The sequence below is a fragment of the Microbacterium alcoholitolerans genome (genome assembly GCF_050408615.1).
Classification (GTDB): Bacteria; Actinomycetota; Actinomycetes; order Actinomycetales; family Microbacteriaceae; genus Microbacterium.
The window spans coordinates 1,226,313-1,248,417 of record NZ_JBNTKD010000001.1; the positions used below are offsets into that span (position 1 = coordinate 1,226,313).

The 22,105-nt window shown below is 68.6% G+C and carries 22 protein-coding genes; 8 read left to right on the forward strand and 14 right to left on the reverse strand.

The genetic code is table 11. From position 1 onward, the window contains the following. The first annotated feature begins 10 nt into the window (after positions 1-10). The gene (locus ACQUSX_RS05915; protein ID WP_428906031.1) at positions 11-1,489 is read left to right on the forward strand and encodes an NCS2 family permease; all 1,479 of its coding nucleotides are present in this window, start codon (positions 11-13) and stop codon (positions 1,487-1,489) included. A gap of 131 nt (positions 1,490-1,620) precedes the next feature. Here ACQUSX_RS05915 and sucD read toward each other — a convergent pair whose 3' ends face one another. Next, positions 1,621-2,523, reverse strand: coding sequence for a succinate--CoA ligase subunit alpha (gene sucD, locus ACQUSX_RS05920; protein WP_428906032.1), 903 nt, complete (start codon positions 2,521-2,523; stop codon positions 1,621-1,623). Between the two features lie 19 nt (positions 2,524-2,542). Then, positions 2,543-3,709, reverse strand: a complete 1,167-nt coding sequence (gene sucC, locus ACQUSX_RS05925; protein ID WP_428906033.1) for an ADP-forming succinate--CoA ligase subunit beta — start codon at positions 3,707-3,709, stop codon at positions 2,543-2,545. A gap of 128 nt (positions 3,710-3,837) precedes the next feature. Between sucC and ACQUSX_RS05930 the strand changes: the two genes are divergently transcribed. Continuing rightward, entirely contained in the window at positions 3,838-4,497 is a 660-nt protein-coding gene (locus tag ACQUSX_RS05930) for a TetR/AcrR family transcriptional regulator (protein WP_428906034.1), read from the forward strand. Between the two features lie 2 nt (positions 4,498-4,499). Here ACQUSX_RS05930 and ACQUSX_RS05935 read toward each other — a convergent pair whose 3' ends face one another. Then, the gene (locus ACQUSX_RS05935; protein WP_428906035.1) at positions 4,500-5,006 is read right to left on the reverse strand and encodes a hypothetical protein; all 507 of its coding nucleotides are present in this window, start codon (positions 5,004-5,006) and stop codon (positions 4,500-4,502) included. Between the two features lie 81 nt (positions 5,007-5,087). Between ACQUSX_RS05935 and ACQUSX_RS05940 the strand changes: the two genes are divergently transcribed. Both ACQUSX_RS05940 and ACQUSX_RS05945 read left to right on the forward strand, forming a co-directional pair. Further along, positions 5,088-6,539: a phytoene desaturase family protein gene (locus tag ACQUSX_RS05940; protein WP_428906036.1), complete on the forward strand. Its 1,452-nt coding sequence runs from the start codon at positions 5,088-5,090 to the stop codon at positions 6,537-6,539. Continuing rightward, positions 6,536-7,576 carry an ATP-dependent DNA ligase gene (locus ACQUSX_RS05945; protein WP_428906037.1) on the forward strand — a complete coding sequence of 347 codons (1,041 nt, stop codon included), beginning with the start codon at positions 6,536-6,538 and terminating at the stop codon, positions 7,574-7,576. Before ACQUSX_RS05940 ends, ACQUSX_RS05945 begins: the two co-directional genes overlap by 4 nt. On the opposite strand, the gene ACQUSX_RS05950 is transcribed toward ACQUSX_RS05945, so the two are convergent. The 4 genes from ACQUSX_RS05950 to ACQUSX_RS05965 all read right to left on the reverse strand — a co-directional run bounded on the left by ACQUSX_RS05950 (position 7,549) and on the right by ACQUSX_RS05965 (position 12,819). Further along, positions 7,549-8,049 carry a nitroreductase family deazaflavin-dependent oxidoreductase gene (locus ACQUSX_RS05950; protein WP_428906038.1) on the reverse strand — a complete coding sequence of 167 codons (501 nt, stop codon included), beginning with the start codon at positions 8,047-8,049 and terminating at the stop codon, positions 7,549-7,551. The genes ACQUSX_RS05945 and ACQUSX_RS05950 overlap by 28 nt on opposite strands. Beyond that, complete coding sequence (locus ACQUSX_RS05955; RefSeq protein ID WP_428906039.1) at positions 8,042-9,109, reverse strand: DNA polymerase domain-containing protein; 1,068 nt, start codon at positions 9,107-9,109, stop codon at positions 8,042-8,044. The genes ACQUSX_RS05950 and ACQUSX_RS05955 overlap by 8 nt, the downstream gene beginning before the upstream one ends. 63 nt (positions 9,110-9,172) lie before the next feature. Further along, positions 9,173-10,318, reverse strand: coding sequence for an SseB family protein (locus tag ACQUSX_RS05960; RefSeq protein ID WP_428906040.1), 1,146 nt, complete (start codon positions 10,316-10,318; stop codon positions 9,173-9,175). A 38-nt stretch (positions 10,319-10,356) separates the two neighbouring features. Continuing rightward, positions 10,357-12,819, reverse strand: a complete 2,463-nt coding sequence (locus ACQUSX_RS05965) for an ATP-dependent helicase (RefSeq protein WP_428906041.1) — start codon at positions 12,817-12,819, stop codon at positions 10,357-10,359. A 57-nt stretch (positions 12,820-12,876) separates the two neighbouring features. On the opposite strand from ACQUSX_RS05965, the gene ACQUSX_RS05970 reads away from it, so the two are divergent. Continuing rightward, on the forward strand, positions 12,877-13,272 hold the full coding sequence (locus tag ACQUSX_RS05970) for a pyridoxamine 5'-phosphate oxidase family protein (protein ID WP_428906042.1): 396 nt from the start codon (positions 12,877-12,879) through the stop codon (positions 13,270-13,272). A gap of 15 nt (positions 13,273-13,287) precedes the next feature. Here ACQUSX_RS05970 and ACQUSX_RS05975 read toward each other — a convergent pair whose 3' ends face one another. Beyond that, positions 13,288-14,307 (reverse strand): ABC transporter permease, encoded by a 1,020-nt coding sequence (locus tag ACQUSX_RS05975; protein ID WP_428906043.1) that lies wholly within the window; start codon positions 14,305-14,307, stop codon positions 13,288-13,290. Further along, complete coding sequence (locus ACQUSX_RS05980; RefSeq protein ID WP_428929956.1) at positions 14,304-15,308, reverse strand: ABC transporter ATP-binding protein; 1,005 nt, start codon at positions 15,306-15,308, stop codon at positions 14,304-14,306. The genes ACQUSX_RS05975 and ACQUSX_RS05980 overlap by 4 nt, the downstream gene beginning before the upstream one ends. 36 nt (positions 15,309-15,344) lie before the next feature. Here ACQUSX_RS05980 and ACQUSX_RS05985 point away from each other — a divergent pair, with 36 nt between their 5' ends. Continuing rightward, entirely contained in the window at positions 15,345-15,722 is a 378-nt protein-coding gene (locus ACQUSX_RS05985) for a YccF domain-containing protein (RefSeq protein ID WP_428906045.1), read from the forward strand. Positions 15,723-15,744: 22 nt separating this feature from the next. On the opposite strand, the gene ACQUSX_RS05990 is transcribed toward ACQUSX_RS05985, so the two are convergent. Next, positions 15,745-16,731 carry a glycerophosphodiester phosphodiesterase family protein gene (locus ACQUSX_RS05990; RefSeq protein ID WP_428906046.1) on the reverse strand — a complete coding sequence of 329 codons (987 nt, stop codon included), beginning with the start codon at positions 16,729-16,731 and terminating at the stop codon, positions 15,745-15,747. An 88-nt stretch (positions 16,732-16,819) separates the two neighbouring features. On the opposite strand from ACQUSX_RS05990, the gene ACQUSX_RS05995 reads away from it, so the two are divergent. Further along, positions 16,820-17,743 (forward strand): Bax inhibitor-1/YccA family protein, encoded by a 924-nt coding sequence (locus tag ACQUSX_RS05995; RefSeq protein ID WP_428906047.1) that lies wholly within the window; start codon positions 16,820-16,822, stop codon positions 17,741-17,743. A 166-nt stretch (positions 17,744-17,909) separates the two neighbouring features. Next, on the forward strand, positions 17,910-18,182 hold the full coding sequence (locus tag ACQUSX_RS06000) for a GlsB/YeaQ/YmgE family stress response membrane protein (protein ID WP_428906048.1): 273 nt from the start codon (positions 17,910-17,912) through the stop codon (positions 18,180-18,182). A gap of 3 nt (positions 18,183-18,185) precedes the next feature. On the opposite strand, the gene ACQUSX_RS06005 is transcribed toward ACQUSX_RS06000, so the two are convergent. The 4 genes from ACQUSX_RS06005 to ACQUSX_RS06020 form a co-directional block, all read right to left on the reverse strand. After that, positions 18,186-19,460, reverse strand: coding sequence for an RNA polymerase sigma factor (locus ACQUSX_RS06005; protein WP_428906049.1), 1,275 nt, complete (start codon positions 19,458-19,460; stop codon positions 18,186-18,188). 1 nt (position 19,461) lies between these two features. Beyond that, positions 19,462-19,887, reverse strand: coding sequence for a YciI family protein (locus tag ACQUSX_RS06010; protein ID WP_428906050.1), 426 nt, complete (start codon positions 19,885-19,887; stop codon positions 19,462-19,464). 107 nt (positions 19,888-19,994) lie between these two features. Next, complete coding sequence (gene guaA, locus ACQUSX_RS06015) at positions 19,995-21,581, reverse strand: glutamine-hydrolyzing GMP synthase (protein ID WP_428906051.1); 1,587 nt, start codon at positions 21,579-21,581, stop codon at positions 19,995-19,997. Continuing rightward, positions 21,578-22,078 (reverse strand): DUF3817 domain-containing protein, encoded by a 501-nt coding sequence (locus ACQUSX_RS06020; protein WP_428906052.1) that lies wholly within the window; start codon positions 22,076-22,078, stop codon positions 21,578-21,580. Before ACQUSX_RS06020 ends, guaA begins: the two co-directional genes overlap by 4 nt. Positions 22,079-22,105 lie beyond the last annotated feature (27 nt).

The following is a 22,105-nucleotide window of genomic DNA, read 5'->3' on the forward strand; positions in this document are numbered from 1 at the left end:
GAGGTTCCCGATGACAACTGCCCCTGCCCGCCCTGACACCGAGCGGAAGCCTACTGGCACGCTCGACCGGTATTTCGAGATCACGAAGCGGGGGTCCAGCTTCGGCGCAGAGATCCGCGGCGGTCTCGTCACCTTCGTGACGATGGCGTACATCGTCATCCTCAACCCGATCATCCTCGCCGGAAAGCCCGACGTCGCGGGCAACGTCCTCGAGTTCAACGCCGTCGGCGCGGCCACCGCTCTGACCGCGGGTGTGATGACCATCCTGTTCGGGCTGGTCAGCCGTCTGCCGTTCGGCTTCGCCGCCGGTCTCGGCATCAACGCCTTCGTCGCCTTCAGCGTCGTCGGTCAGGTCACCTGGCCCGAGGCGATGGCACTCGTGATGATCAACGGCGCGCTGATCGTGCTGCTGGCTGCGACCGGCCTTCGCAAGGCCATCTTCGACGCGGTTCCGTTCCAGCTGAAGATCGCCATCACGGTCGGCATCGGCCTGTTCATCGCCTTCATCGGCTTCGTCAACTCCGGCTTCGTGACCGCGACCGGCGCGTCGTCGCCTCCGGTCGGCCTGGGTGTGAACGGCTCGGTCGCCACCATCCCGACGCTGCTGTTCGTTGTGACGCTCATCGTCACGGGTGTCCTCGTCGCGCTGCGCGTCAAAGGCGGCATGCTCATCGGCCTGGTCGCCGGCACCGTGCTGGCCGTCATCGTCGAGGCCATCTGGAAGATCGGTCCGCGCGGCTTCGACGCCGAGGGCAATGTCGTCAACCCCGGCGGCTGGGGCCTGACTGTTCCGGCGCTGCAGGGTTCGCCCGTCAGCGTTCCCGACCTCAGCCTGATCGGCGCGGTCGACTTCACATTCGACCTCGGCAAGGTCAGCTCGGTGGCGCTGGTGATGATCGTCTTCACCCTGCTGTTCACGAACTTCTTCGACGCCATGGGCACGATGACGGGCCTGGCGAAGGAAGCAGAGCTCGCCGACGCGAAGGGCGACTTCCCCCGCATCAAGTCGGCGCTGATCGTCGAGGGCGTCGGCGCCATCGCCGGCGGTGCGACCTCGTCATCGTCGAGCACCGTGTTCATCGAGTCGGGCGCCGGCATCGGCGAGGGAGCTCGCACCGGCTTCGCGAATCTGATCACCGGCGGCATGTTCCTGGTCGCGATGTTCCTCACGCCGCTGACCTCGATCGTGCCGACCGAGATCGCGGCCGCGGCGCTGATCATCGTCGGCGCCATGATGATGGCGCAGATCCGGCACATCGACTTCGCGGACTTCCGGGTGCTGCTGCCGGTCTTCCTCACGGTGACCGTCATGCCGCTGACCTACTCGATCGCGAACGGCATCGGCGCAGGATTCGTCAGCTGGGTCGTCATCCACGCATTCTCGGGCCGCGCCAAGCAGATCAGTCCGCTGCTGTGGCTCGTCGGCGCCGGCTTCCTGATCTTCTTCGCCCGCGGACCGATCGAGCTGCTCTTCGGCGCCAGCATCTGACCGGACATGACGAAGGCCCCGGGGTGGAGCCCGGGGCCTTCGTCGTACAGTCTAGCTCAGATCAGAGCGCCTCGTACTTCGACTCGTCGCTGCGCTCCTCGCTCAGCAACCGGGCCGAAGTCGCGGCGCGACTACAGTGCTTCGACAATGGCGCGCATCAGCTCAGCCGTCTCGGAGGGCGTCTTGCCCACCTTGACGCCGGCGGCCTCGAGGGCCTCCTTCTTCGCCTGTGCGGTGCCCGCCGAGCCCGAGACGATCGCGCCTGCGTGGCCCATCGTCTTGCCCTCGGGTGCGGTGAAGCCCGCCACGTAGCCGACGACCGGCTTGGTGACGTTCGCCTTGATGTACTCGGCCGCGCGCTCCTCGGCGTCGCCGCCGATCTCGCCGATCATGACGATCGCCTTGGTCTCGGGGTCGGCCTCGAACGCGGCGAGCGCGTCGATGTGCGTGGTGCCGATGACCGGGTCGCCGCCGATGCCGATGGCGGTCGAGAAGCCCAGGTCGCGCAGCTCGAACATCATCTGGTAGGTCAGCGTGCCCGACTTCGAGACGAGTCCGATCGGTCCCTTGCCGGTGATGTTCGCCGGGGTGATGCCTGCGAGCGCCTCGCCGGGGGTGATGATACCGGGGCAGTTCGGCCCGATGATGCGGGTCTTGTTGCCCTTGCTGGTGGCGTACGCCCACGCCTCAGCGCTGTCGCCGACCGGCACGCCCTCGGTGATGACCACGAGCAGCGGGATCTCGGCGTCGATGGCCTCGATCATCGCATCCTTCGTGAACGCACCGGGCACGAACGCGATCGACACGTCTGCGCCGGTCTTCTCCATGGCCTCGGCGACCGAGCCGAAGACGGGGAGTTCGACCTCGCCCTCGTGCGGCTTCTCGTGCGTGACTGTGGTGCCGGCCTTGCGCGCGTTCACGCCGCCGACGATGTTGGTGCCCGCCTTCAGCATGAGGGCGGTGTGCTTGGTGCCCTCGCCGCCGGTGATGCCCTGGACGATGACCTTGGAGTCCTTGTTGAGGTAGATCGACATTTCTCTAGTCCTTTACGTCTCAGGCGTGCGCCAGCTCGGCGGCCTTGTCGGCGCCCTCGTCCATGGTGGCCGCGAGCGTGACCAGCGGGTGGTTGGCCTCGGCGAGGATCGCGCGGCCCTCCTCCACCTGGTTGCCGTCCAGTCGCACGACGAGCGGCTTGGTGGCCGCGTCGCCGAGGATCTCCAGAGCCTTGACGATGCCGTCAGCGACGGCGACGCATGAGGTGATGCCGCCGAACACGTTGACGAACACGCTCTTGACCTGCTCGTCGCCGAGGATGACATCGAGACCGGCTGCCATGACCTGCGCGTTGGCGCCGCCGCCGATGTCGAGGAAGTTGGCGGGCTTCACGCCACCGTGGTTCTCGCCGGCGTAGGCGACGACGTCGAGGGTCGACATGACCAGTCCCGCGCCGTTGCCGATGATGCCGACCTCGCCGTCGAGCTTGACGTAGTTGAGACCTGCTTCTTTGGCCTTCGCCTCGAGCGGGTCTGCTGCATCCTTGTCCTCGAGCGCCTCGTGCTCGGGGTGGCGGATCTCTGAGGCGTTCTCGTCGAGAGTGACCTTGCCGTCGAGAGCGATGACGTCGCCCTCCTCGGTGAGAACCAGCGGGTTCACCTCGACGAGCGTGGCGTCCTCGCCCTTGTAGACCTCGTAGAGCTTGACGAACACGTCGGAGACCGGCTCCAGCAGCTCGTCGCGGAAGTTGGCCGCCTTGGCGATCTCGAGGGCCTTCGCCTTGTCGATGCCGGTGAGCGGGTTGACCTCGATGCGGGCAAGTGCCTCCGGCTTCTCGACGGCGAGCTGCTCGATCTCCATGCCGCCCTCGACGGAGCAGAGGGAGAGGTAGGAGCGGTTCGCGCGGTCGAGCAGCACCGAGAAGTAGAACTCCTCAGCGATGCGGGCGCCTGCGGCGACCATGACGCGCTTGACGATGTGGCCCTTGATGTCGAGACCGAGGATCGCCTTGGCCGCCTCGTACGCCTCATCGGGGTTCTTGGCGACCTTGACGCCGCCCGCCTTGCCGCGACCGCCGGTCTTGACCTGAGCCTTGACGACGACCACTCCACCGAGCTTCTCCGCCGCTGCCTTCACCTCCTCGGGGGTGTCGGCGACGATGCCGGCGAGAACCGGCACCCCGTACGATTCGAAAAGGTCACGTGCCTGGTACTCGTAGAGATCCACAGTGCAGTCCTTCGCTGGTTGCGGCGGTTGGGACCGACAGTCTTGTCGGGTGTCGAAATGAGTCGACCCGATCCCCCAGCCTACTACCGCTGACGCCACCGGCCGTACGCGCGGTTTAGGCTCTCGGTATGCAGCATCCGACTCAGCTCCGCACCGGCGTGGTCGCGGCAGCACTCGACCTGTTCTCGCAGCAGGGGTTCGAGGCGACCTCCGTCGAGCAGATCGCGAAGGCCGCTGGGGTGTCGCGCTCGACCTTCTTCCGCCAGTTCGGCGGCAAGGAGGACGTCGTCTTCACCGACCACGAGGAGATGCTGGATTCGCTGCGCACCTTCCTCGCTCAGCCGCACGATGACCCGTGGGCCGCGGTGTGCGAGGCATCGGAGCAGGTGTTCGACCACTTCGTGCGCGATCCGGAGCTCGCGCGACGCCGCTACGAGGTGGTCCGCGAGGTGCCCGTGCTGCGCGAGCGCGAGATCGTCACAGTGTTCCGCTATGAGCGGCTCTTCGATGAGTACCTGCGCGGCGCGCTGCCCGGTCTGGCGCCGATCGACGCGGTCGGCTTCTCCGCACTGGTCACGGCTGTGCACAATCACGTGCTGCGCCGGCTGCTGCGCGGCGAGAGCGTGCCGGTGTCGACGCTGCACACCGCCCTCGACGACGTCCGGCGGCGCTACGGCGTGCTCCCGGATGCCGCGGAGCCGGCATCCGACGATGTGGTCGTCGCGGTATTCCCCCGATCGATGCCGATCGCGGAGATCTCACGCCGGGTGCAGGCCGAGCTCTCCTGACGTCAGTCGTCGCAGCCGCACTTGCCGGAGGCGTTCTTCACCATGAAGCACACCTCGCACACGCCGTAGTCGCGTTCGCTCGTCGGTGTGGCCTTGGGCGTGCGCGACGCACTCGCGGCGCGCGGTGCTGCCGGAGCGCGGCGTGCGCCCGCCGGACGCCGCGCGATGTTCGGGGGTGCCGGCAGGACGCTGGGGTGGTTCACGTAGAAGTACGGCGCGCGGCCCTCGCTGGGCAGCAGGGGAAGCGCGCGGCCGCCGACCAGGACCTGCTCGTCCTCGGTGAAGCCGTTGGTGTAGGTGCGGCCGATGTGCAGGGCGGCGCCATCGCCTCGGCGCAGAGCCTCGATGTAGCGGCCGCGGTCGATGTAGGTGGTGATGCCGACGGCATCCGTGAGCGAGACGATGAACGCGACGTTCTCGTCGGGCATGCGGTGCGCGCGCAGCGCATCCGCGAGGTTTCGGTACGGGCGGGAGGTTCCTGCGGGCGTGGGCCCTTGGACTTCATTCATCGCTTTCGATTCTCTCACTCGCGCGGACCTTCTGCTGCCGGTCCCCTGCCCGGCGCTGCTGCGACGTGACACACTGAACCCATGGCGCGGGCGACGGTGATCGGCAGCGGGCCGAACGGGCTCGCCGCTGCGGTCGCGCTGGCCCGAGCCGGATACGGCGTGGAGGTGCTCGAGGCAGCCGACACGATCGGCGGAGGGGTGCGGACCACGCCCGCCGCGCTGCCGGGCTTCCGCTGGGACGTCTGTGCAGCCGTGCATCCGGCAGCCATCGCCTCGCCGTTCTTCCGCGCGTTCGGGCTCGGCGAGCGCCTCGACTGGATCGTTCCCGAGATCTCGTACGCGCACCCCCTCGACGGCGGCGATGCGGCGATCGCGTGGCGCGATCTCGAACGGACGGCGGATGCCCTCGGCTCCGACGGCCGCGCCTGGCGCAGCCTGCTGCGTCCCCTCGTGCGCCGCCTCGAGGGCGTGGTGGACTTCACCGGCAGCGCCCTGCTGCGGATGCCGTCGGATCCGATCGCCGCGGTGCGCTTCGGACTCCGGATGCTGGAACAGGGCACCCCGCTGGCGCGGCGCGTCCTGCGGACGCGGGAGGGCGCGGCGCTGCTCTCCGGTGTGCTCGCCCACGCCAACGCTCCCCTGCCTTCGCTGAGCAGCGCGGCGGCCGGGCTGCTGCTGGCCGCACACGCTCACGCGGGAGGGTGGGGATACCCGCGAGGTGGCGCCCAGCGCATCGCGGATGCCCTGCAGGAAGATCTCGGGGCGCACGGCGGCAGCGTCCGCACCGGCGAGCACGTGCGCGATCTGCGCAGCCTCGACTGGGGCGATCCGACCCGCGGCGATCTGCTGGTGCTGAACAGCTCGCCGAGGCTCGTCCTCACCCTGCCCGATGTGCCGGGACGCTACGCGCGTGCGCTGCGCTCCTACCGCTACGGAACGGCCGCGGCGAAGGTCGACTTCGCGCTCGACGGGCCGATACCGTGGGCGAACGAACTCGTGGGCCGCTCCCCCACCGTGCATCTCGGTGGCACGCGGGACGAGATCGCGGCGAGCGAGAACGCCGTCGCACGCGGAACGGTGAGCGCCAACCCGTACGTGCTGGCCGTGCAGCCCTCCGTGCTCGATGACACCAGAGCGCCCGAGGGGCACGGGGTGCTGTGGTCGTACATCCACGTGCCCGCCGGGAGCGACCTGGATGCCACCGAGCTCGTCACGCGGCAGGTCGAGCGCTTCGCCCCCGGCTTCCGGGATCGGATCCTGGCAAGTCACTCGGTGCCGGCATCCGGCCGGGAGATGCTCAACGCGAGCGAGATCGGCGGTGATGTGTTCGGCGGCGCCTTCACGATGCGCCAGGCGTTCCGGCGCCCGGCGCTCTCGGCCGTCCCGTGGCGCACCCCGATGCGCGGCGTCTACCTCGCGTCGGCATCCACTCCGCCGGGCCCCGGCGTCAGCGGCATGCCGGGCTGGCACGCCGCCCGCACCGCACTCCGCGACGCCGGCATGCCCACCTCTCTCGAGGAGCTCTTCGCATGACCACCTACGACATCCCCGCTCCCATGCTCGCCAGGGCCGCCGCGTCCGTGCCGGATCCGGCGAAGAGACCGATGCTGTACGAACCCAAGTGGGACGGGTTCCGCGGGCTGATCGCGTGGGATGGCGAGACGCTCGAGATCGGGTCGCGTGGCGCGAAACCGCTCACCCGGTACTTTCCGGAGCTGGTCGAGCAGCTCGCCGAGATCCTCCCGGGGCCGTGTCTGCTCGACGGCGAGATCGTCGTCGCGACCGGACCGGCCGGCGCGCAGCGCCTGGACTGGGAGGCGCTCAGCCAGCGCATCCACCCCGCCGCCTCCCGCGTCGCGAAGCTGGCCGTCGAGACTCCGGCGATGTTCATCGCGTTCGACCTGCTCGCCGACGGCGACGAGGACCTGCAGCGCATCCCGTTCCGCGAGCGGCGAGCGAGGCTCGAGGGGATGCTGTCGGATGCCCGGCATCCGCTGCACCTCACCCGGACCACCGAAGACCCGGACCTCGCTCGGCGATGGCTGGCGGAGTTCGAGGGTGCGGGCCTGGACGGAGTGGTCGCGAAGCCGCTGGATGATCCGTACGCGCCCGGCAAGCGCGCGCTGATCAAGGTCAAGCATGCGCGCAGCGCGGACGTGGTCGCCCTCGGATACCGGGTGCACAAGAGCGGCACCGGCGTCGGCTCGCTGCTGGTCGGCCTCTACGATGACGACGGCGTGCTGCGGCAGGTCGGCGGCGTCGCCGCATGGACGGATGCCATGCGCAAGCAGCTCGTCGATGACCTCGCGCCGCTGGTCGAGCGTGACGCGGGAGGTGCGGCGATGACCGGAGAGGGCGAGCGCTCACGCTTCACCGGCGCGAAGGACGTGTCGTTCGTGCGGCTGCGCCCGGAGCGCGTGCTGGAGGTGCGCTACGACCAGCTGGAGGGCGCGCGGTTCCGGCACACGGTGCAGTTCGAACGCTGGCGGCCCGACCGGGACGCCCGCTCGTGCACTTACGACCAGCTCGACACCGTGGCGGGTTACGACCTGGCGGACGTCCTTGCCTGAGACGCCGGCGAGCCGGGCGGCGTGAACTCTACGAGCCGGATGTCGGCTGCACCTCCCGCGGCGTGGTCCATCGCCGCGCTGAGGTGCTTCCATGCTTCGGGGTGCTCGGCGGCGTAGACCTTCAGCCGCTCGGCGGATTCGTCGGCATCCAGCATCCGCACGCTCGCCGGCACGCGCCGGGCGCGACCGGTACTGAGGAAGGCGACGCCGTTCGCGCGCAGATTGCGGTACCACTGCGCCTTCGTGCCGAATCCGGAGGCCACGCGGATCAGGTTGTGCCCGCGCTCGACGACTTCGACGACCACGTACCGCGGCTCGTGCGAGACGCGGCCGAGATGCTCGATCATCACGAGCCTGCTGCCGAAGATCCAGCCGAACCCGCACCGGTAGGCGCCGATCGGCAGCCGCATCAGCTTCGGCGTCGCCAGCAGCTTCGCAGCGAGTCGGTCGGCGAACCCGGTGCGCTCAGGCATCCTCGTCTTCCCAGTTCGCGGCGACCTTCTTGCTCGGCTGCACCCGCGGCGGCTCGCCAGGCATCTTCGGGAACTCCGGCGGGAACGGCAGCTCTCCGAGCCCGTTCTCGACGTCGCGGTCCCACCACTCCAGCAGCGTGTCGATTCGTCCTGGCGCCTGCTGCATATCGGCCCAAGGGTCGCCGATGTCGGCGAGACGGTCGGGGATGCTGCGGATCGTGAACCTCCGCGGATCGATGCCGTCCAGTTCGTCCCAGTGGATCGGCGTCGACACCGGTGCTCCCGGGATCGCGCGCGGGCTGTAGGCTCCGGCGATGGTGCGGTCGCGGTTGGCCTGGTTGAAGTCGACGAAGATGCGCTCGCCACGCTCCTCCTTCCACCAGCTCATGGTGACGGCTCTGGGCATCCGCCGCTCCAGCTCGCGTCCCGCCGCGATCACCGCATGACGCACGACGAGGAACTCCCACTCGGGAACGATGGGGCAGAACACATGCAGCCCCCGATTGCCGCTGGTCTTGATGAAGGCCTCCAGCCCCGCCTCGGCGAGCACGTCGCGCAGCGCGTGCGCGGCGGCGACGGCGTCGTCGATATCCGTTCCCGGCTGCGGGTCGAGATCGATGCGCAGCTCGACGGGGTTGTCGGTGTCGGATGCCAGCGACGCCCACGGGTGGAACACGATGGTGTTCATCTGCACGGCCCACACGATCGCGCTGGGCCGGTTCAGCACGATCTGGGGGTGGCTGCGACCGCTGTTGTAGGTGACGGTCACGGCATCGACGAAGTCGGGTGTGCCCTTGGGCGGGTTCTTCGAGAAGAAGCCCTCCGCACGTGTGCCGGATCTGGTCGCGACGCCGTCACGGAATCTCTCCAGCGAGACCGGTCGGTGACCGCTGGATGCCAGGAACGGCACCGCCACCTGCTGAGCGTAATCGGCGTACTCGGCCTTGGTGATGTCGTCGCCGCCGTCCACCGGCCAGACGACCTTGTTCGGACTCGACAGCGAGATCGTGCGCTCGCCATCGGGATCCTGCACGGTCACGTCCACACGCTCGGATGCCATGGAAACGACCCTAGGCGGTGACGCCGTGGCGCGACAGCCCCTGACGCCGCGTGGCCGCAGTGCTCAGTCGTCGACGTTGATCGCGAGCACCAGCACAGCGCTCAGCGAATCGCGACCGATCGCGATCGACGGGCCGGCGATGTCGACCAGGACCCCCGCGATGTCGGTGTTCTCGCTCAGCACCTTCGCGAGCTGCTCCGGCGAGAACGGCATCGGCCGATCCTTGCGTCCCAGCGCGACGACCTCGAGCGGGTGCGAGAACACCTGCAGGAAGCGGCTGCCGTCGGCGGCCCGCGCCTCAGCGATGCCCACCGGCTGGCCGTTGCTGCCGTCGTTCACCGCCACCCAGCTGCGGACCTTCGCGAGCGCCTCCGCCACCTTCACCGGAGTCTGCTCCTCGCGAGGAGCCGCCAGCAGCGTCTTGACCGACATGTTCTCGTCGCCCTGCTCGAGCGCCCTCTCCAGCAGCTCCGTGGGGAAGACCGCGCGGTGCGGGGCCGAAGAGTTGTCGATGATGATCCCGGCGAACTCGCCGGTGACGACCTGCTTGTAGACGGCCGTGACCGGCTGCGCGATCGCTGAGGTCGACGCTGCGTCCTCCGCTCCCTGCACCGAGTCGCGCAGGGCCTTGCCCGAGCTGTAGGCGAGCATGAACTGCCGGTCGCCGTCACGGACGACACCGACCGACAGCGGCTTGCCCGAGCTCAGCTGCTCACGCGCGTCGCCGTGCACGCGCAGGTACAGGTGCCCCTGCAGCGACTGACGCATCACACCGATGAGCTGCTCGTTGGTGGCGCCCTCCTCCAGCTCGGCGAGCGCCTCACGCAGCAGCACGTTGTCGTTCAGTCCCTCGACCGAGTTGGTCTGCTTCGGCGGAAGCGCCGGCGCCAGCGGCAGGCGAGGCACGGCATCCGCCCCGGTGGGAACACCGGTGGCGGGGCGCGCACGCAGGCGCTCGGCCGCGGGCTTCGCCGCGGACTCGGCCGGCGCGTCCTCACCCGGGAGGCTGACCTCAGGCCCGGAGTCCGCCCCCATGCCGCGGAACGCCTGCACCGAGATGTTCACCTCGGGCACGGCCTCGGCCGGGGCGTCCGGCGTCGGCGCCTCGGCCTGTGCCGGCTGCTCGACCCGCTCGGCTTCGGCTGCGGATGCTGCGGACTCGGCGGCCGGCTGGTCAGCGGACTTCTTGCGACGGGGGAAGAGAGCCATATCTGTCAGCCTAACCGCCCGAACCGGCCGTGCGTCGGTCAGAGCTTGGTGATCGGCGCGATCTTGATCAGCAGCTTCTTCTGCCCGGCACTGTCGAAGCGCACATGCGCGATGCGCTTCGCACCCTCGCCGGTCACCGCCTCCACGCGTCCCTCGCCGAAGTCATCGTGCCGGATGCGATCGCCGGCCGTCAGCTCGAGATCGCCGTTGTCGCGAACCTTCCCGGTGACCTTGTTCGGGAAGCGGTCCATCGCGGTGGACAGCGGCTTGAGTCCGCCGCCCGACGAGCTCTTGGGCAGTGCCTGCGGCGCAAACGGGTCGCTGCTTCGCCCGCCGAAGCCACCGGGACGGCGCGCGTTGAGAGCGCGGGACTGGGTTCCACCCCGGGAGTTCACATCGCCTGGCGACTGGCGCCAGTCGATGAGATCTCCAGGGATCTCCTGCAGGAAGCGGCTGGGCATCGCCACCGTCACCTCGCCGAACTGCGCACGCGTCATCGCCAGCGAGAGGTGCAGGCGCTTGCGCGCTCGGGTCAGCCCGACGTAGAACAGCCGGCGCTCCTCCTGCGGACCGCCCGGCTCCCCCGCCGAGATGCGGTGCGGAATGAGATCCTCCTCGACGCCCGTGACGAACACGGCGTCGTACTCGAGGCCCTTGGCCGTGTGCATCGTCATCAGTGAGACGACGCCGGAGTCGTCGTCCAGGTCGTCGGCATCCGACACCAGCGCGACCTCGGTGAGGAAGTCGACGATCGTGCCGTCGGGGTTGTTGCGCGCGAAGTCGCGTGCAACGGCGACGAACTCGTCGAGGTTCTCGAGCCGCGCCTCGTCCTGCGGGTCGCGGCTGGCGCGCAGCGACTCGAAGTACCCGCCCTTGTCGAGCAGCACAGTGAGCCCCTCGGCGACCGAGGTGGCCGGCGGGACCTCGCCGGATGCCGGCAGCAGGATCTCGGTCGCCTCGTTCAGCACCTGATCGAGGCGCACGATCGCCGCCTGGATCTTCGGGCCGACGCCGAGCGAGTCCGGCGAGCGCAGCGCGTCTCGGAAGCTCAGACCGTTCCGCTCGGCGAAGTGGGCGATGGATGCCTCGGTGACACCCCCGATGCCGCGGCGGGGCTTGTTGAGGATGCGGCGGACCGCCATCTCGTCTGCGGGGTTGGCCACCGCGACCAGGTACGCCAGGGCGTCCTTGATCTCGGCGCGCTCGTAGAACTTCGTGCCGCCCATGATCTTGTAGGGGACGGCCGAGCGGATGAAGATCTCCTCCAGCGCACGCGACTGGGAGTTCGTGCGATAGAAGACCGCCATCTCGGAGTACGGCATGCCCGCCCGGCGCAGCGACTCGACCTCATCGGCCACGAACTGCGCCTCGTCGTGCTGCGAGTAGCCCGTGAAGCCGACGATCTTCTCGCCCGCGCCACGATCGCTCCACAGGTTCTTCGCCTTGCGGTCGAAGTTGTTGCCGATCACGGCGTTCGCCGCCGACAGGATGTTCTGGGTCGAGCGGTAGTTCTGCTCGAGCAGCACGACCTTCGCTCCGGGGAAGTCGCGCTCGAACTCGGAGATGTTGCGGATGTCGGCGCCGCGGAAGGCATAGATCGACTGGTCGGAGTCGCCCACCACCGTGAGCGAGGCGCCCTCCTGGCTCCCTGACGCCGTGTCGGGCTCGGGTTCGAAGATCATCATGCCGTTGGACTCGAACGGATCGGGCACCTCGCCCTGCGGGGGGCGGGTGAGCTCGTGGATCAGCGAGTACTGCGCGTGGTTCGTGTCCTGGTACTCGTCGACCAGGATGTGCCGGAAGCGCCGGCGATAGGTGTCGGCGACCTTCGGGAACGCGCGGAACAGGAACACCGTCTGCGCGATCAGGTCGTCGAAGTCGAACGCGTTCGCCTTCTGCAGCGCCCGCTGGTAGTCGCCGAAGATGTCGACGAACTTGCGCTCGGCGGGGTCGTTCATGTTCGCCTGGCGGGCGTAGCCCTCAGCATCCGTCAGCTCGTTCTTCAGCTTCGAGATGCGCGACTGCACCGCGCTGGGCGTGAAGCCGTAGGCATCTGCCTCATGCTCCTTGACCAGACGCTTCAGCAGCGCACGCGAGTCGCCGGAGTCGTAGATGGTGAACGACTTCGTGAAGCCGAACTGCTCGGCCTCGCGGCGCAGAATGCGCACGCACGCCGAGTGGAAGGTCGAGATCCACATGCCGCGAGCGGTCTCGCCGACCAGGCCCGCCACGCGTTCGCGCATCTCGCCCGCGGCCTTGTTGGTGAACGTGATCGCCAGGATCTGACTCGGCCAGGCTTCGCGCTGACGCAGCAGCAGCGCGATGCGACGGGTCAGCACGCTCGTCTTGCCGGACCCGGCGCCGGCGACGATCAGCAGCGCGCTGCCACGGTAGGTGACGGCTTCGAGCTGCTGCGGGTTCAATCCTGCGAGAAGTTCGTCATGCCCGCCGGAGGGCTGCGGGCCGGACGCAGGGGAAACGATGAGAGGTGCTTCGGTCATGTCGCTTCGAGTCTAGGCTGGGCCGCAGACACCGACGGCGATCCGGAGGAGGCCGACATGATCCGCGAACTGCCAGAGCAGGAGTGCTACGAGCTGCTGACCACCACGACGGTGGGTCGCATCGGGTTCGTGCTCGACGAGCGCATCTGCATCTTCCCGGTGAACTACGCCGTCTCGGGCCGCGATCTGGTCGTGCGAACCTCGCAGGAAGGCGTGCTGAGCCGCCTCGCAGAAGAAGGCGCCAGGGTCGCCTTCGAAGTCGATCACCACGATGACCTCGCCGGCTCCGGCTGGAGCGTGCTGATGGATGCCCGGCTGAGCGGCCTCGGCGATGGGGAGCTTCCGGAGGCATCCGGTCGCGTCTCGCCGTGGGCCGGCAGCGAGCGCACCACGCGACTGCGCCTGCACGTCGACGGCGTCTCCGGTCGGAGCGTTCGCCGCGACCCGCGCTGACGCGGCTTGCGGCGTTCAGGCGATGCGGGTCCCGGGAGGAAGTCGTCGCGCCGGTGTGCGGGTGCGCGACCAGGCACCGGCGAACAGCCCGCCGGCGATCAGCACCTGCAGCCCCAGCCCGACGAACCAGCTCGGCACCGTGCCCTCGACCTGCTCCTCGGGAGTCGGCCCCTGGGCCCAGCCCTGCTCACAGGCGTCCCAGCGGTCGCCCTCCGGCGGCAGCTGCGTCAGGCGCACCCCGACCTTCACCTGCCCGAACAGGTCGTTCGGGTATCCGTGCACGAAGGTCGTCGGCGTCGCATCGGCGAGCACGACGAACGGGTTGGCCGCCAGGAAGCCCCAGACCAGGTCGAAGCGCGGCTGCTCGTAGCTGTACTCCTCCCATCCCTCGCAGATCGGCTCACCCGTCGTCTCGTCCCACGGCCGCTCGTAGTTCGTCACCTCCGTGCGGATAGCGGCCCCGCCGAGGCCGAAGGCGATCAGCGTGCCGATCACGAGCGCGGCGACGGCGAGGTAGGTCGCGGCGATAGAGAACAGCGGCCGGGCGATCAGTCCGCTCAGCCCGACGCCGATCGCGGCGACGATGATGATCTCGGCGAGCAGCACGACGATCGAGACGAAGAGCATGCCGGCGGTCACTCCCCCGCCGATCATGCCGATCAGCAGGAACGGCACGGCGACGAGCAGAAACGCCGATCCGGTGGCGACCGCCGCGAGCAGCTTGCCGAGCATGATGTCGCCGGTGGTGGCTGCCGTCACCTGGATCGGGGCGAGCGTGGCCGCATCGCGGTCGCCGTTGATGGCGTTGCCGCTGAGCGTCGGCGAGACCAGCACGACCAGCAGCAGCACGAAGTTGACGACGATCGAGTAGACGCCGGCGTTCGGCTCATCCTGGAACGAGAAGATCATGAACGACAGCGCCGTGATCCCGATCAGCAGAAGGGCGAAGATTCCCAGCAGCACGTACCAGCCGACGCTGCGCAGACGCTGCGTCAGCTCGAGTCGGGCGATGGTGGTGATGCGCGCGAGGCTCATGCTCCAGCTCCTTCCTGCGGTGCGGCGGGTGGTGCGGGCGGCGCCGGCGGCGCGGGTGGTGCCAGCGGCGCGGATGGTGCCGGTGAGTCGGATGGAGATGCGGGCTGCTGGCGAAGCGCGAGGAACGATTCCTCCAGCGAGCTCTGCGCCGGCGAGAACTCCAGCACGGCGAGTCCGGCGGCCACCATGCGGCGCAGGCCGTCGACCGCCGCGTCGTCGTCCGGGAACGCGATGAGCGCGTCCCCTCGGTCGTGCCCGACCCTGTCGTCCGGCAGGCCCAGCGCGCGGGTGACGGATGCCCGGGCATCCGACCCCGCCAGCCGCACCCGGTACGTCCGCGCCGACGGCGCCCGACCGGGGTCGACCACCGCACCGGCCACCAGGAACACGGCGTCGTCGATGACCTCCTCGAGCTCCGAGAGGACGTGGCTCGAGATGATCACCGTCCTGCCCTGCGCGGCGAGCCCGCGCAGCATCACGCGCAGCTGCACGCGCGCCTCGGGATCGAGACCGGATGCCGGCTCGTCGAGCAGCAGCACCTGCGGGTCGTGCACGAGCGCGCGGGCGAGGCCCAGCTTCTGCTTCTGCCCGCGCGAGAGCACCCGGGCTGGCGAGGCGGCGTGCTCGGCGAGGCCGACGACGCGCAGCAGCTCATCGGCGCGCTGCGCCGCGTCCGCCTTCGACATGTCGTGCAGGCGTGCCGTCGTCACGATGCTCTCGCGTGCTGTCAGCGATGGCCAGGCGCCGAGGGAATCGGGCATCCATCCGAGTATCCGGCGCGCGGCGGCCGGATCGGCGACCGGGTCGACGCCGCCGACGCTGATCGTTCCCGCATCCGGAGCGAGCAGCGACGCGAGCATCAGCAGCAGGGTCGTCTTTCCCGAGCCGTTCGGGCCCACCAGGCCGGTGACCCGGCCCGGCTGCGCGCGGAAGGTCGCATCCGTCACCGCATGCACATCTCCGAACGACCGTCTGACGCGCTCCGCGACGATTCCACTCATGGCCGAAGCCTAGGGCAGAGGTGCGAGAATCGACGGATGCGCACGATCCTCAACATCATCTGGGTCATCTTCGCGGGCTGGGTCCTGTTCCTGGGCTACGTTCTGGCGGGCATCCTGCTGTGCATTCCCATCGTCACGATCCCGTGGGCGATCGCGTCGTTCCGCCTCGCGAACTACGCCTTCTGGCCGTTCGGGCGCGAGGTCGTCGAACGACCGACCTCCGGCATCGGATCGATGCTCGGCAACATCATCTGGGTGGTGCTCGCCGGCTGGTGGCTCGCCATCGGGCACATCCTGTCGGGCATCGCGCTGTGCATCACGATCATCGGCATCCCGATGGGCATCGCCGACTTCAAGATGGTGCCGATCTCACTGATGCCGCTCGGCAAGGACATCGTGAAGTCCCGCCGCTGAGCCGGCGCTGAACTCGCGGTGCTCAGCCGCGGAAGAACGCCACTCCCAGGTCGGGGTGGTCGACGAACACTCCGTCGACGCCGGTGCGGGCTATGACACCCCACTCGGACTCGTAGTCCCCGAACGCCGCCTTGCCGCCGGCGCCGCGGAAGCGCGCCGACAGGAACGAGTTCTCGGGCCGGCACGTCCAGGTGAACACCCGCAGGCCGCACGCGTGCGCGTCGGAGACGAGAGTGGAATCGGATGCCAGCAGCATCTTCTTGTTCACGCTGATGCCGTCCACGGCGCCGACGAGCCGGTCCAGCCCGCGCGGCGTCACGGCCTCCGCATAACTGGGCGCGGCGCGCCCCAGTGACGCGACGAGGTCGAACGGCCTGCCGGTCGCCTCGATGAGATAAATGAAGGATGCCACGATGCCGGCCTTCTTCAGGCGCAGCAGCACCGTCGACTCGAACGCCTCGATGATCAGCGGCAGCTCTCCGCCCGCCCACCCCGCCGCACGCAGGTCGCGCTCGATGAGCGGGACGAGATCGAGGCCGATGCGCTCGAAGTAGGTGGCGTGCTTGATCTCGAGGACGATGCCGATCTCGCGGCCGTACTCATTCGATCCCTCCCGCACGAGATCCAGCAGGTCGACCAGCCGCAGGATCGGCTGAGCGTCGTCGAAGGTCGCGCTGGAGCGACGGATCTTCGGCAGGCGCTCCCTGGTGCGCAGGGTGGACAGCTCCGGCCACGTGAAGTCCTCGGTGAACCAGCCGGTCAATGAGACGCCGTCGATCTTCTTCGTCGTGCGTCGTGCGGCGAACTCCGGATGATCGGCGACGTCCGTCGTGCCGGAGATCTCGTTCTCGTGGCGCAGCACCAGCACGCCGTCCTTCGTCGCCACGACGTCGGGCTCGACGGCATCCACTCCCATCGCGAGCGCGAGCTCGTACGAGGACCGGCTGTGCTCCGGCCGGTAGCCGGGGGCGCCGCGATGCCCGATGACGAGCGGAGATCTCCTGGGCACGTTCTCAGCGTAAAGCAACGCACTCATAGCCATACGCCGGTATCGTTGAAGAAAGCGTTGACCGATCCCTCGGGAGTAGAGGCCACCCATGAGCAACTTCGCATTCAACAACCCTGCATTCCAGAAGCAGGACCCGCGCAACGTCGCGACCTATCCTGGCGCGCCGCAGGGCCAGTACGCGCCCCCGCCGCCGCCCACCGCGCAGAACGCAGCCGTGGACGCAGCGGCCAGCGCACAGCTGGAGGGCATGTACGCATCCCCGTCGGCCGGTGCGCTCGAGACCGACCGGATGAGTGTCGAGGACACCATCTGGAAGACCGTCGGCCTGTTCGCCATCCTCCTGGTCACGGCTGTCGTCGGCTGGGTCTGGACGGCAGCGACCGTCGCCATCGACCCGAACACCGGCCAGCTGACCGCCGACCTCACCCCGTGGATCGTCGGCGCGCTGGGCGGCTTCGTCCTCGCCATGGTCGTCATCTTCACCTCGCGCAAGAAGATCCGCCCGGCACTGATCTTCGCCTACGCAGCCTTCGAGGGCCTGTTCGTCGGTGGAATCTCGGCCTACTTCGAGACGATCTGGCCCGGCATCGTGATGCAGGCCACGCTCGCAACCGTGGCGGTCGTCGGCGTGACCCTTGCGCTGTTCGCCAGCGGCAAGCTCCGCGCCTCCAAGAAGGCGACGAAGATCTTCATGATCGCGATGTTCGGCTACCTGGCGTTCTCGGTGCTGAACCTCATTCTGATGTGGACGGGCATCCTGCCCGGCGAGCTGATGTTCGGAATGCGCAGCGCGACCATCGCCGGCATTCCGATCGGTCTGATCCTCGGCGTGCTGGTCGTCATCATGGCCGCGTACTCGCTGGTGCTGGACTTCGACCAGATCCAGCAGGGCGTCCGCAACGGCGCTCCCCGCAAGTACGGCTGGCTCGGCGGCTTCGGCATCATGGTCACCGTCGTGTGGCTGTACGTCGAGATCCTCCGCATGATCGCCATCCTCCGCGGAAACAACTGATCTCAGATCAACGCAGAAAGGGCCGCTCTCCTCGGAGAGCGGCCCTTTCGCATTAGCGCAGAAAGAACTCGCGGTGCAAGATCATTCCATTATTTCCGCCGATGGGGCATTCTGAATGCACTCGGACGGCCCCGTCCGACATGCACAACAGATCGGAGACCACATCATGGGCTTCCTCGCATTTCTCATCCTCGGACTCATCGCCGGCGCGATCGCGAAGCTGATCCTGCCCGGCAAGCAGGGTGGCGGATGGATCGTCACACTGCTTCTCGGCGTCGTCGGCGCACTGCTCGGCGGCTGGCTCGGCAGCGTGCTGTTCAACGCTCCGCTAGAGGAGTTCTGGAGCCTGCAGACCTGGCTCCTCGCGATCGGCGGATCGATCGTCGTGCTCCTGATCTACGGGCTCATCGTCGGACGCGGAGACCGCAGCAGGACCTGACCCTCAGCTGCGCGCCTTCTGCTGCAGCAGAGCACGTTCGCGGTCGTTGCCCGACAGTCGGGCAGCGGCCGCGAACTCGTCTCTGGCCTCATCCTCGCGTCCCAGGCGCAGAAGGAGCTCGCCCCGGGTCGCCGGCAGCAGGTGGTAACCCTGCAACTCGCCGGACGCCACGAGTCGATCGACGATCTGCAGCGCGGATGCCGGCCCGGTCGCCATTGCGACGGCCGCCGCCCGGTTCAGCTCGATCACCGGTGAGGGCGTCAGCTTCCCCAGCGCCTCGTACAGCAGCACGATGCGGTCCCAGTCCGTGTCATCGACGGATGCCGCGATGGCATGGCACTCGGCGATCGACGCCTGCAGGGCATACCCGCCACGACCTCGGTTCAGCGCATCGACGCGCGCGAGCGATGCGAGTCCCCGGGTGATCGCGCTGCGATCCCAGCGGCTGCGGTCCTGATCGGCGAGCAGAACGGGGTCACCCTTCGCGTCGATGCGCGCAGGGAAGCGAGCGGCGGTCAGCTCCATCAGCGCGAGCAGCCCGTGCGCCTCGGCCTCGCGGGGCAGGAGCCCGGCGACGACGCGGGTGAGTCTGATGGCCTCGCGCGCGAGATCAGGGCGCATCCAGTCCTCCCCCGAGCTCGCCGCATGCGCCTCGTTGAAGACCAGATAGAGCACTCCGAGCACGGCGGCGAGGCGTTCCCGGTGCTCCTCCCGCGGCGGCAGCTCGAAGGGCACGTGCGCCGCACCCAGAGTCTTCTTCGCGCGCACGATGCGCTGCTGCACGGTCGCGACCGGAACGAGGAACGCCCGGCCGATCTGCTCGGAGGTCAGCCCGCCCACGACGCGCAGGGTCAGCGCCACCTGCGCCTCGCGGGACAGCACCGGGTGACAGGCGATGAAGATCAGGCGGAGCACGTCGTCATCGATGGCATCCGGATCCCAAGGCAACGCGTCTGTCGCCGCATCCTGCCCGTGCCGGAGGTCGTGCGCGATCACGGAGACGCGCTCGTCGAGGCGTTCGCGTCGGCGCCAGAAGTCGACGGCACGCCGCTTGGCCACCGTGGTGAGCCACGCCGCCGGGTTGGTCGGCACACCGGCGTCCGGCCACTGCTCCAGCGCCTCGGCGAGGGCATCCTGAGCAAGGTCCTCGGCCAGTGCGAAGTCGCCGGTGAGGCGGGTGAGCGTCGCGACGATCTTCGCCGATTCGATGCGCCAGACCGCGGCGATGGCACGGGCGGCGGCCTCTGCGCCGCCGCCCGCGCGCTTCCGGTCGACCATGTCAGGCCTGAGCGCGACGCGACTGCTCTTCGCGCCAGCCCTCTTCCTTCTGGATCCACTCGTTGTCAGCGGGGAAGTCCTCCATCTCCGTGACGCGGCGCACCTCGAGGAAGCTGCCCGGACCGAGCGGCGCCCGGCTCGCCCACTCAGCGGCCTCCTCACGCGTGGAGGTCTCGATGATCCAGAAGCCGTTGAACAGCTCCTTGGTCTCACCGTAGGGGCCGTCCGTGATGAGCGGCTTCTCGGCGCTGAAGTCGACGACGAAGCCTTCTTCAGCAGCCGTCAGCCCCTCGCCGGCCAGCAGGACGCCCGCCTTCATCATCGACTCGTTGTACTTGCCCATCGCCTCGATGACCTGCTCGAAGGGCATCTCCTCGTACGCCTTCACGGCCTCATCGGTCGCGCGCATGATCAGCATGAACTTCATGATCTCTCTCCTTGGTGATTGTGATGATCGGAGGGCCGTCGTTCGACCCTCTCACCACAGACGTCGAACGGGAAAGACCGAGATCGACATCCGGAGAGAAATTCAGATCACTCCCACTCGATGGTCGCCGGCGGCTTCGACGTGACATCGAGCACGACCCGGTTGACCTCGCGCACCTCGTTGGTGATGCGGTTGGAGATCTTCGACAGCACGTCGTACGGCAGACGGGTCCAGTCCGCGGTCATCGCGTCTTCGCTCGAGACGGGGCGCAGCACGATCGGATGCCCGTAGGTGCGGCCGTCGCCCTGCACACCCACCGAGCGCACGTCGGCCAGCAGCACGACCGGGCACTGCCAGATCGTCTGATCCAGGCCCGCCTTCGTGAGCTCTTCGCGGGCGATCGCGTCGGCCTCGCGCAGGATCTCCAGACGCTCGCGGGTCACCTCGCCGATGATCCGGATGCCGAGGCCGGGGCCGGGGAACGGCTGGCGTCCGACGATGGCCTCGGGGATGCCCAGTTCGCGGCCGATCGCACGGACCTCGTCCTTGAACAGCGCGCGCAGCGGCTCGACGAGCTCGAAGTCGAGATCCTCGGGGAGCCCGCCGACATTGTGGTGGGACTTGATGTTCGCCGTGCCGGCGCCGCCGCCGGACTCGACGACGTCGGGGTACAGGGTGCCCTGTACGAGGAACTTCACCGGCGCGCCGCCGGTCGCCTTGGCCTCTTCGACGAGGTCGAGCTGCACCTTCTCGAACGCGCGGATGAACTCGCGACCGATGATCTTGCGCTTCGTCTCGGGGTCGGTGACGCCGGCGAGGTGGCCCAGGAACGTGTCGACCGCGTCGACCGTGATCAGCCGGACGCCGGTGGACTCGACGTAGTCCTTCTCGACCTGCTCGCGCTCGCCCTTGCGCAGCAGTCCGTGGTCGACGAAGACCGCGGTGAGCTGGTCGCCGATGGCCTTGTGCACGAGTGCCGTGGAGACGGCCGAGTCGACGCCGCCGCTCAGTGCGGAGATGACGCGGGCGTCGCCGACCTGCTCGCGGATGCGCTCGATCTGCTCGGCGATGACGTTGTCGCTGTTCCAGTCGGCGGGAAGACCCGCGCCCCTGTGCAGGAAGTTCTCGATGATCGCCTGGCCGTGGTCGGAGTGCTTGACCTCGGGGTGCCACTGCACACCGTAGAAGCGGCGGTCCTCATCGGCGAACGCGGCGACCTTGGTCGCCGCCGTGATCGCGAGCACCTCGAAGCCCTCGGGTGCGCGAGCGACCTGGTCGCCGTGGCTCATCCAGACGTTCTGCTCGACGGGCTGCCCGGCCAGCAGTGTGCTCTCGGCACCGGTGATGCTGGCGTCGGTGGCGCCGTACTCGCGCAGGCCGGTGTGGGCGACCTCGCCGCCGAGGGTCTGCGCCATGTACTGGAAGCCGTAGCAGATGCCCAGAGTCGGCACGCCGAGATCGAACACGGCGGGGTCGAGCTTGGGAGCACCGTCCTCGTACACCGAGGACGGCCCGCCGGAGAGGATGAGGGCGACCGGGTTCTTCGCGGCGATCTCGTCGGCGGTCGCCGTGTGCGGCACGATCTCGCTGTAGACGCCGGCCTCGCGCACGCGGCGTGCGATCAGCTGGGCGTACTGCGCGCCGAAGTCGACGACGAGCGCGGGGCGCTGCTGGGTCTCGGTCTGCTCGGTCAACGGGCACCTTCCGGGGTTGTGATCTGAGGGCCTGCGCCGGGCGATGCGCTGCTCGTGGCATCCGATGCCTCGCGCGTCGCAAGGTACGTCTTCACATCGCGCGCGACGCGCGTCTCCATGAAGAACGACAGCAGCGGGACGACACCGCCGAGCGCGAGCAGGATGAAGCGAAGGAACGGCCAGCGCATCATGCTCCACATGCGGAAGCAGGCGAACAGGTACACGACGTAGAACCAGCCGTGCACGATGAGGATGCCGAGCGACAGGTTGACACCGTCGCCGGTCGATTCGAGCCCTTCAGGCCCCTCCACGACGTCGGCGAACCAGAGGAATCCGCCGGATCCTCCGAGGAAGAGTTCGAGGCGGATCGGCGTGTACTTCAGCACCATCTCGGCGACGAGCAGCAGCAGCATGACGCCGGTGATGATCGAGGCGATCTGATAGAACTTCAGCGCTCCGCGGATCGCCGGAAAGCTGGCGACTCTGGGCTCGGGCATGTCCCCATTCTAGACGCTGCTGCAGGC

Excerpts from the sequence above, each read along its gene's own strand:
- ACQUSX_RS05970 (WP_428906042.1), top strand. The coding sequence starts at position 12,877 with ATGATCCGCGAACTGCCAGAGCAGGAGTGCTACGAGCTGCTGACCACC.
- ACQUSX_RS05915 (WP_428906031.1), top strand. The coding sequence starts at position 11 with ATGACAACTGCCCCTGCCCGCCCTGACACCGAGCGGAAGCCTACTGGC.
- ACQUSX_RS05935 (WP_428906035.1), bottom strand. The coding sequence starts at position 5,006 with ATGAATGAAGTCCAAGGGCCCACGCCCGCAGGAACCTCCCGCCCGTAC.
- ACQUSX_RS06005 (WP_428906049.1), bottom strand. The coding sequence starts at position 19,460 with ATGGTCGACCGGAAGCGCGCGGGCGGCGGCGCAGAGGCCGCCGCCCGT.
- ACQUSX_RS05980 (WP_428929956.1), bottom strand. The coding sequence starts at position 15,308 with ATGAGTGGAATCGTCGCGGAGCGCGTCAGACGGTCGTTCGGAGATGTG.
- ACQUSX_RS05940 (WP_428906036.1), top strand. The coding sequence starts at position 5,088 with ATGGCGCGGGCGACGGTGATCGGCAGCGGGCCGAACGGGCTCGCCGCT.
- ACQUSX_RS05950 (WP_428906038.1), bottom strand. The coding sequence starts at position 8,049 with ATGCCTGAGCGCACCGGGTTCGCCGACCGACTCGCTGCGAAGCTGCTG.
- ACQUSX_RS05995 (WP_428906047.1), top strand. The coding sequence starts at position 16,820 with ATGAGCAACTTCGCATTCAACAACCCTGCATTCCAGAAGCAGGACCCG.
- ACQUSX_RS06000 (WP_428906048.1), top strand. The coding sequence starts at position 17,910 with ATGGGCTTCCTCGCATTTCTCATCCTCGGACTCATCGCCGGCGCGATC.
- ACQUSX_RS05955 (WP_428906039.1), bottom strand. The coding sequence starts at position 9,109 with ATGGCATCCGAGCGTGTGGACGTGACCGTGCAGGATCCCGATGGCGAG.
- ACQUSX_RS06010 (WP_428906050.1), bottom strand. The coding sequence starts at position 19,887 with ATGAAGTTCATGCTGATCATGCGCGCGACCGATGAGGCCGTGAAGGCG.
- ACQUSX_RS06020 (WP_428906052.1), bottom strand. The coding sequence starts at position 22,078 with ATGCCCGAGCCCAGAGTCGCCAGCTTTCCGGCGATCCGCGGAGCGCTG.
- ACQUSX_RS05975 (WP_428906043.1), bottom strand. The coding sequence starts at position 14,307 with ATGAGCCTCGCGCGCATCACCACCATCGCCCGACTCGAGCTGACGCAG.
- ACQUSX_RS05945 (WP_428906037.1), top strand. The coding sequence starts at position 6,536 with ATGACCACCTACGACATCCCCGCTCCCATGCTCGCCAGGGCCGCCGCG.
- ACQUSX_RS05930 (WP_428906034.1), top strand. The coding sequence starts at position 3,838 with ATGCAGCATCCGACTCAGCTCCGCACCGGCGTGGTCGCGGCAGCACTC.
- sucD (WP_428906032.1), bottom strand. The coding sequence starts at position 2,523 with ATGTCGATCTACCTCAACAAGGACTCCAAGGTCATCGTCCAGGGCATC.
- ACQUSX_RS05965 (WP_428906041.1), bottom strand. The coding sequence starts at position 12,819 with ATGACCGAAGCACCTCTCATCGTTTCCCCTGCGTCCGGCCCGCAGCCC.
- ACQUSX_RS05960 (WP_428906040.1), bottom strand. The coding sequence starts at position 10,318 with ATGGCTCTCTTCCCCCGTCGCAAGAAGTCCGCTGACCAGCCGGCCGCC.
- ACQUSX_RS05985 (WP_428906045.1), top strand. The coding sequence starts at position 15,345 with ATGCGCACGATCCTCAACATCATCTGGGTCATCTTCGCGGGCTGGGTC.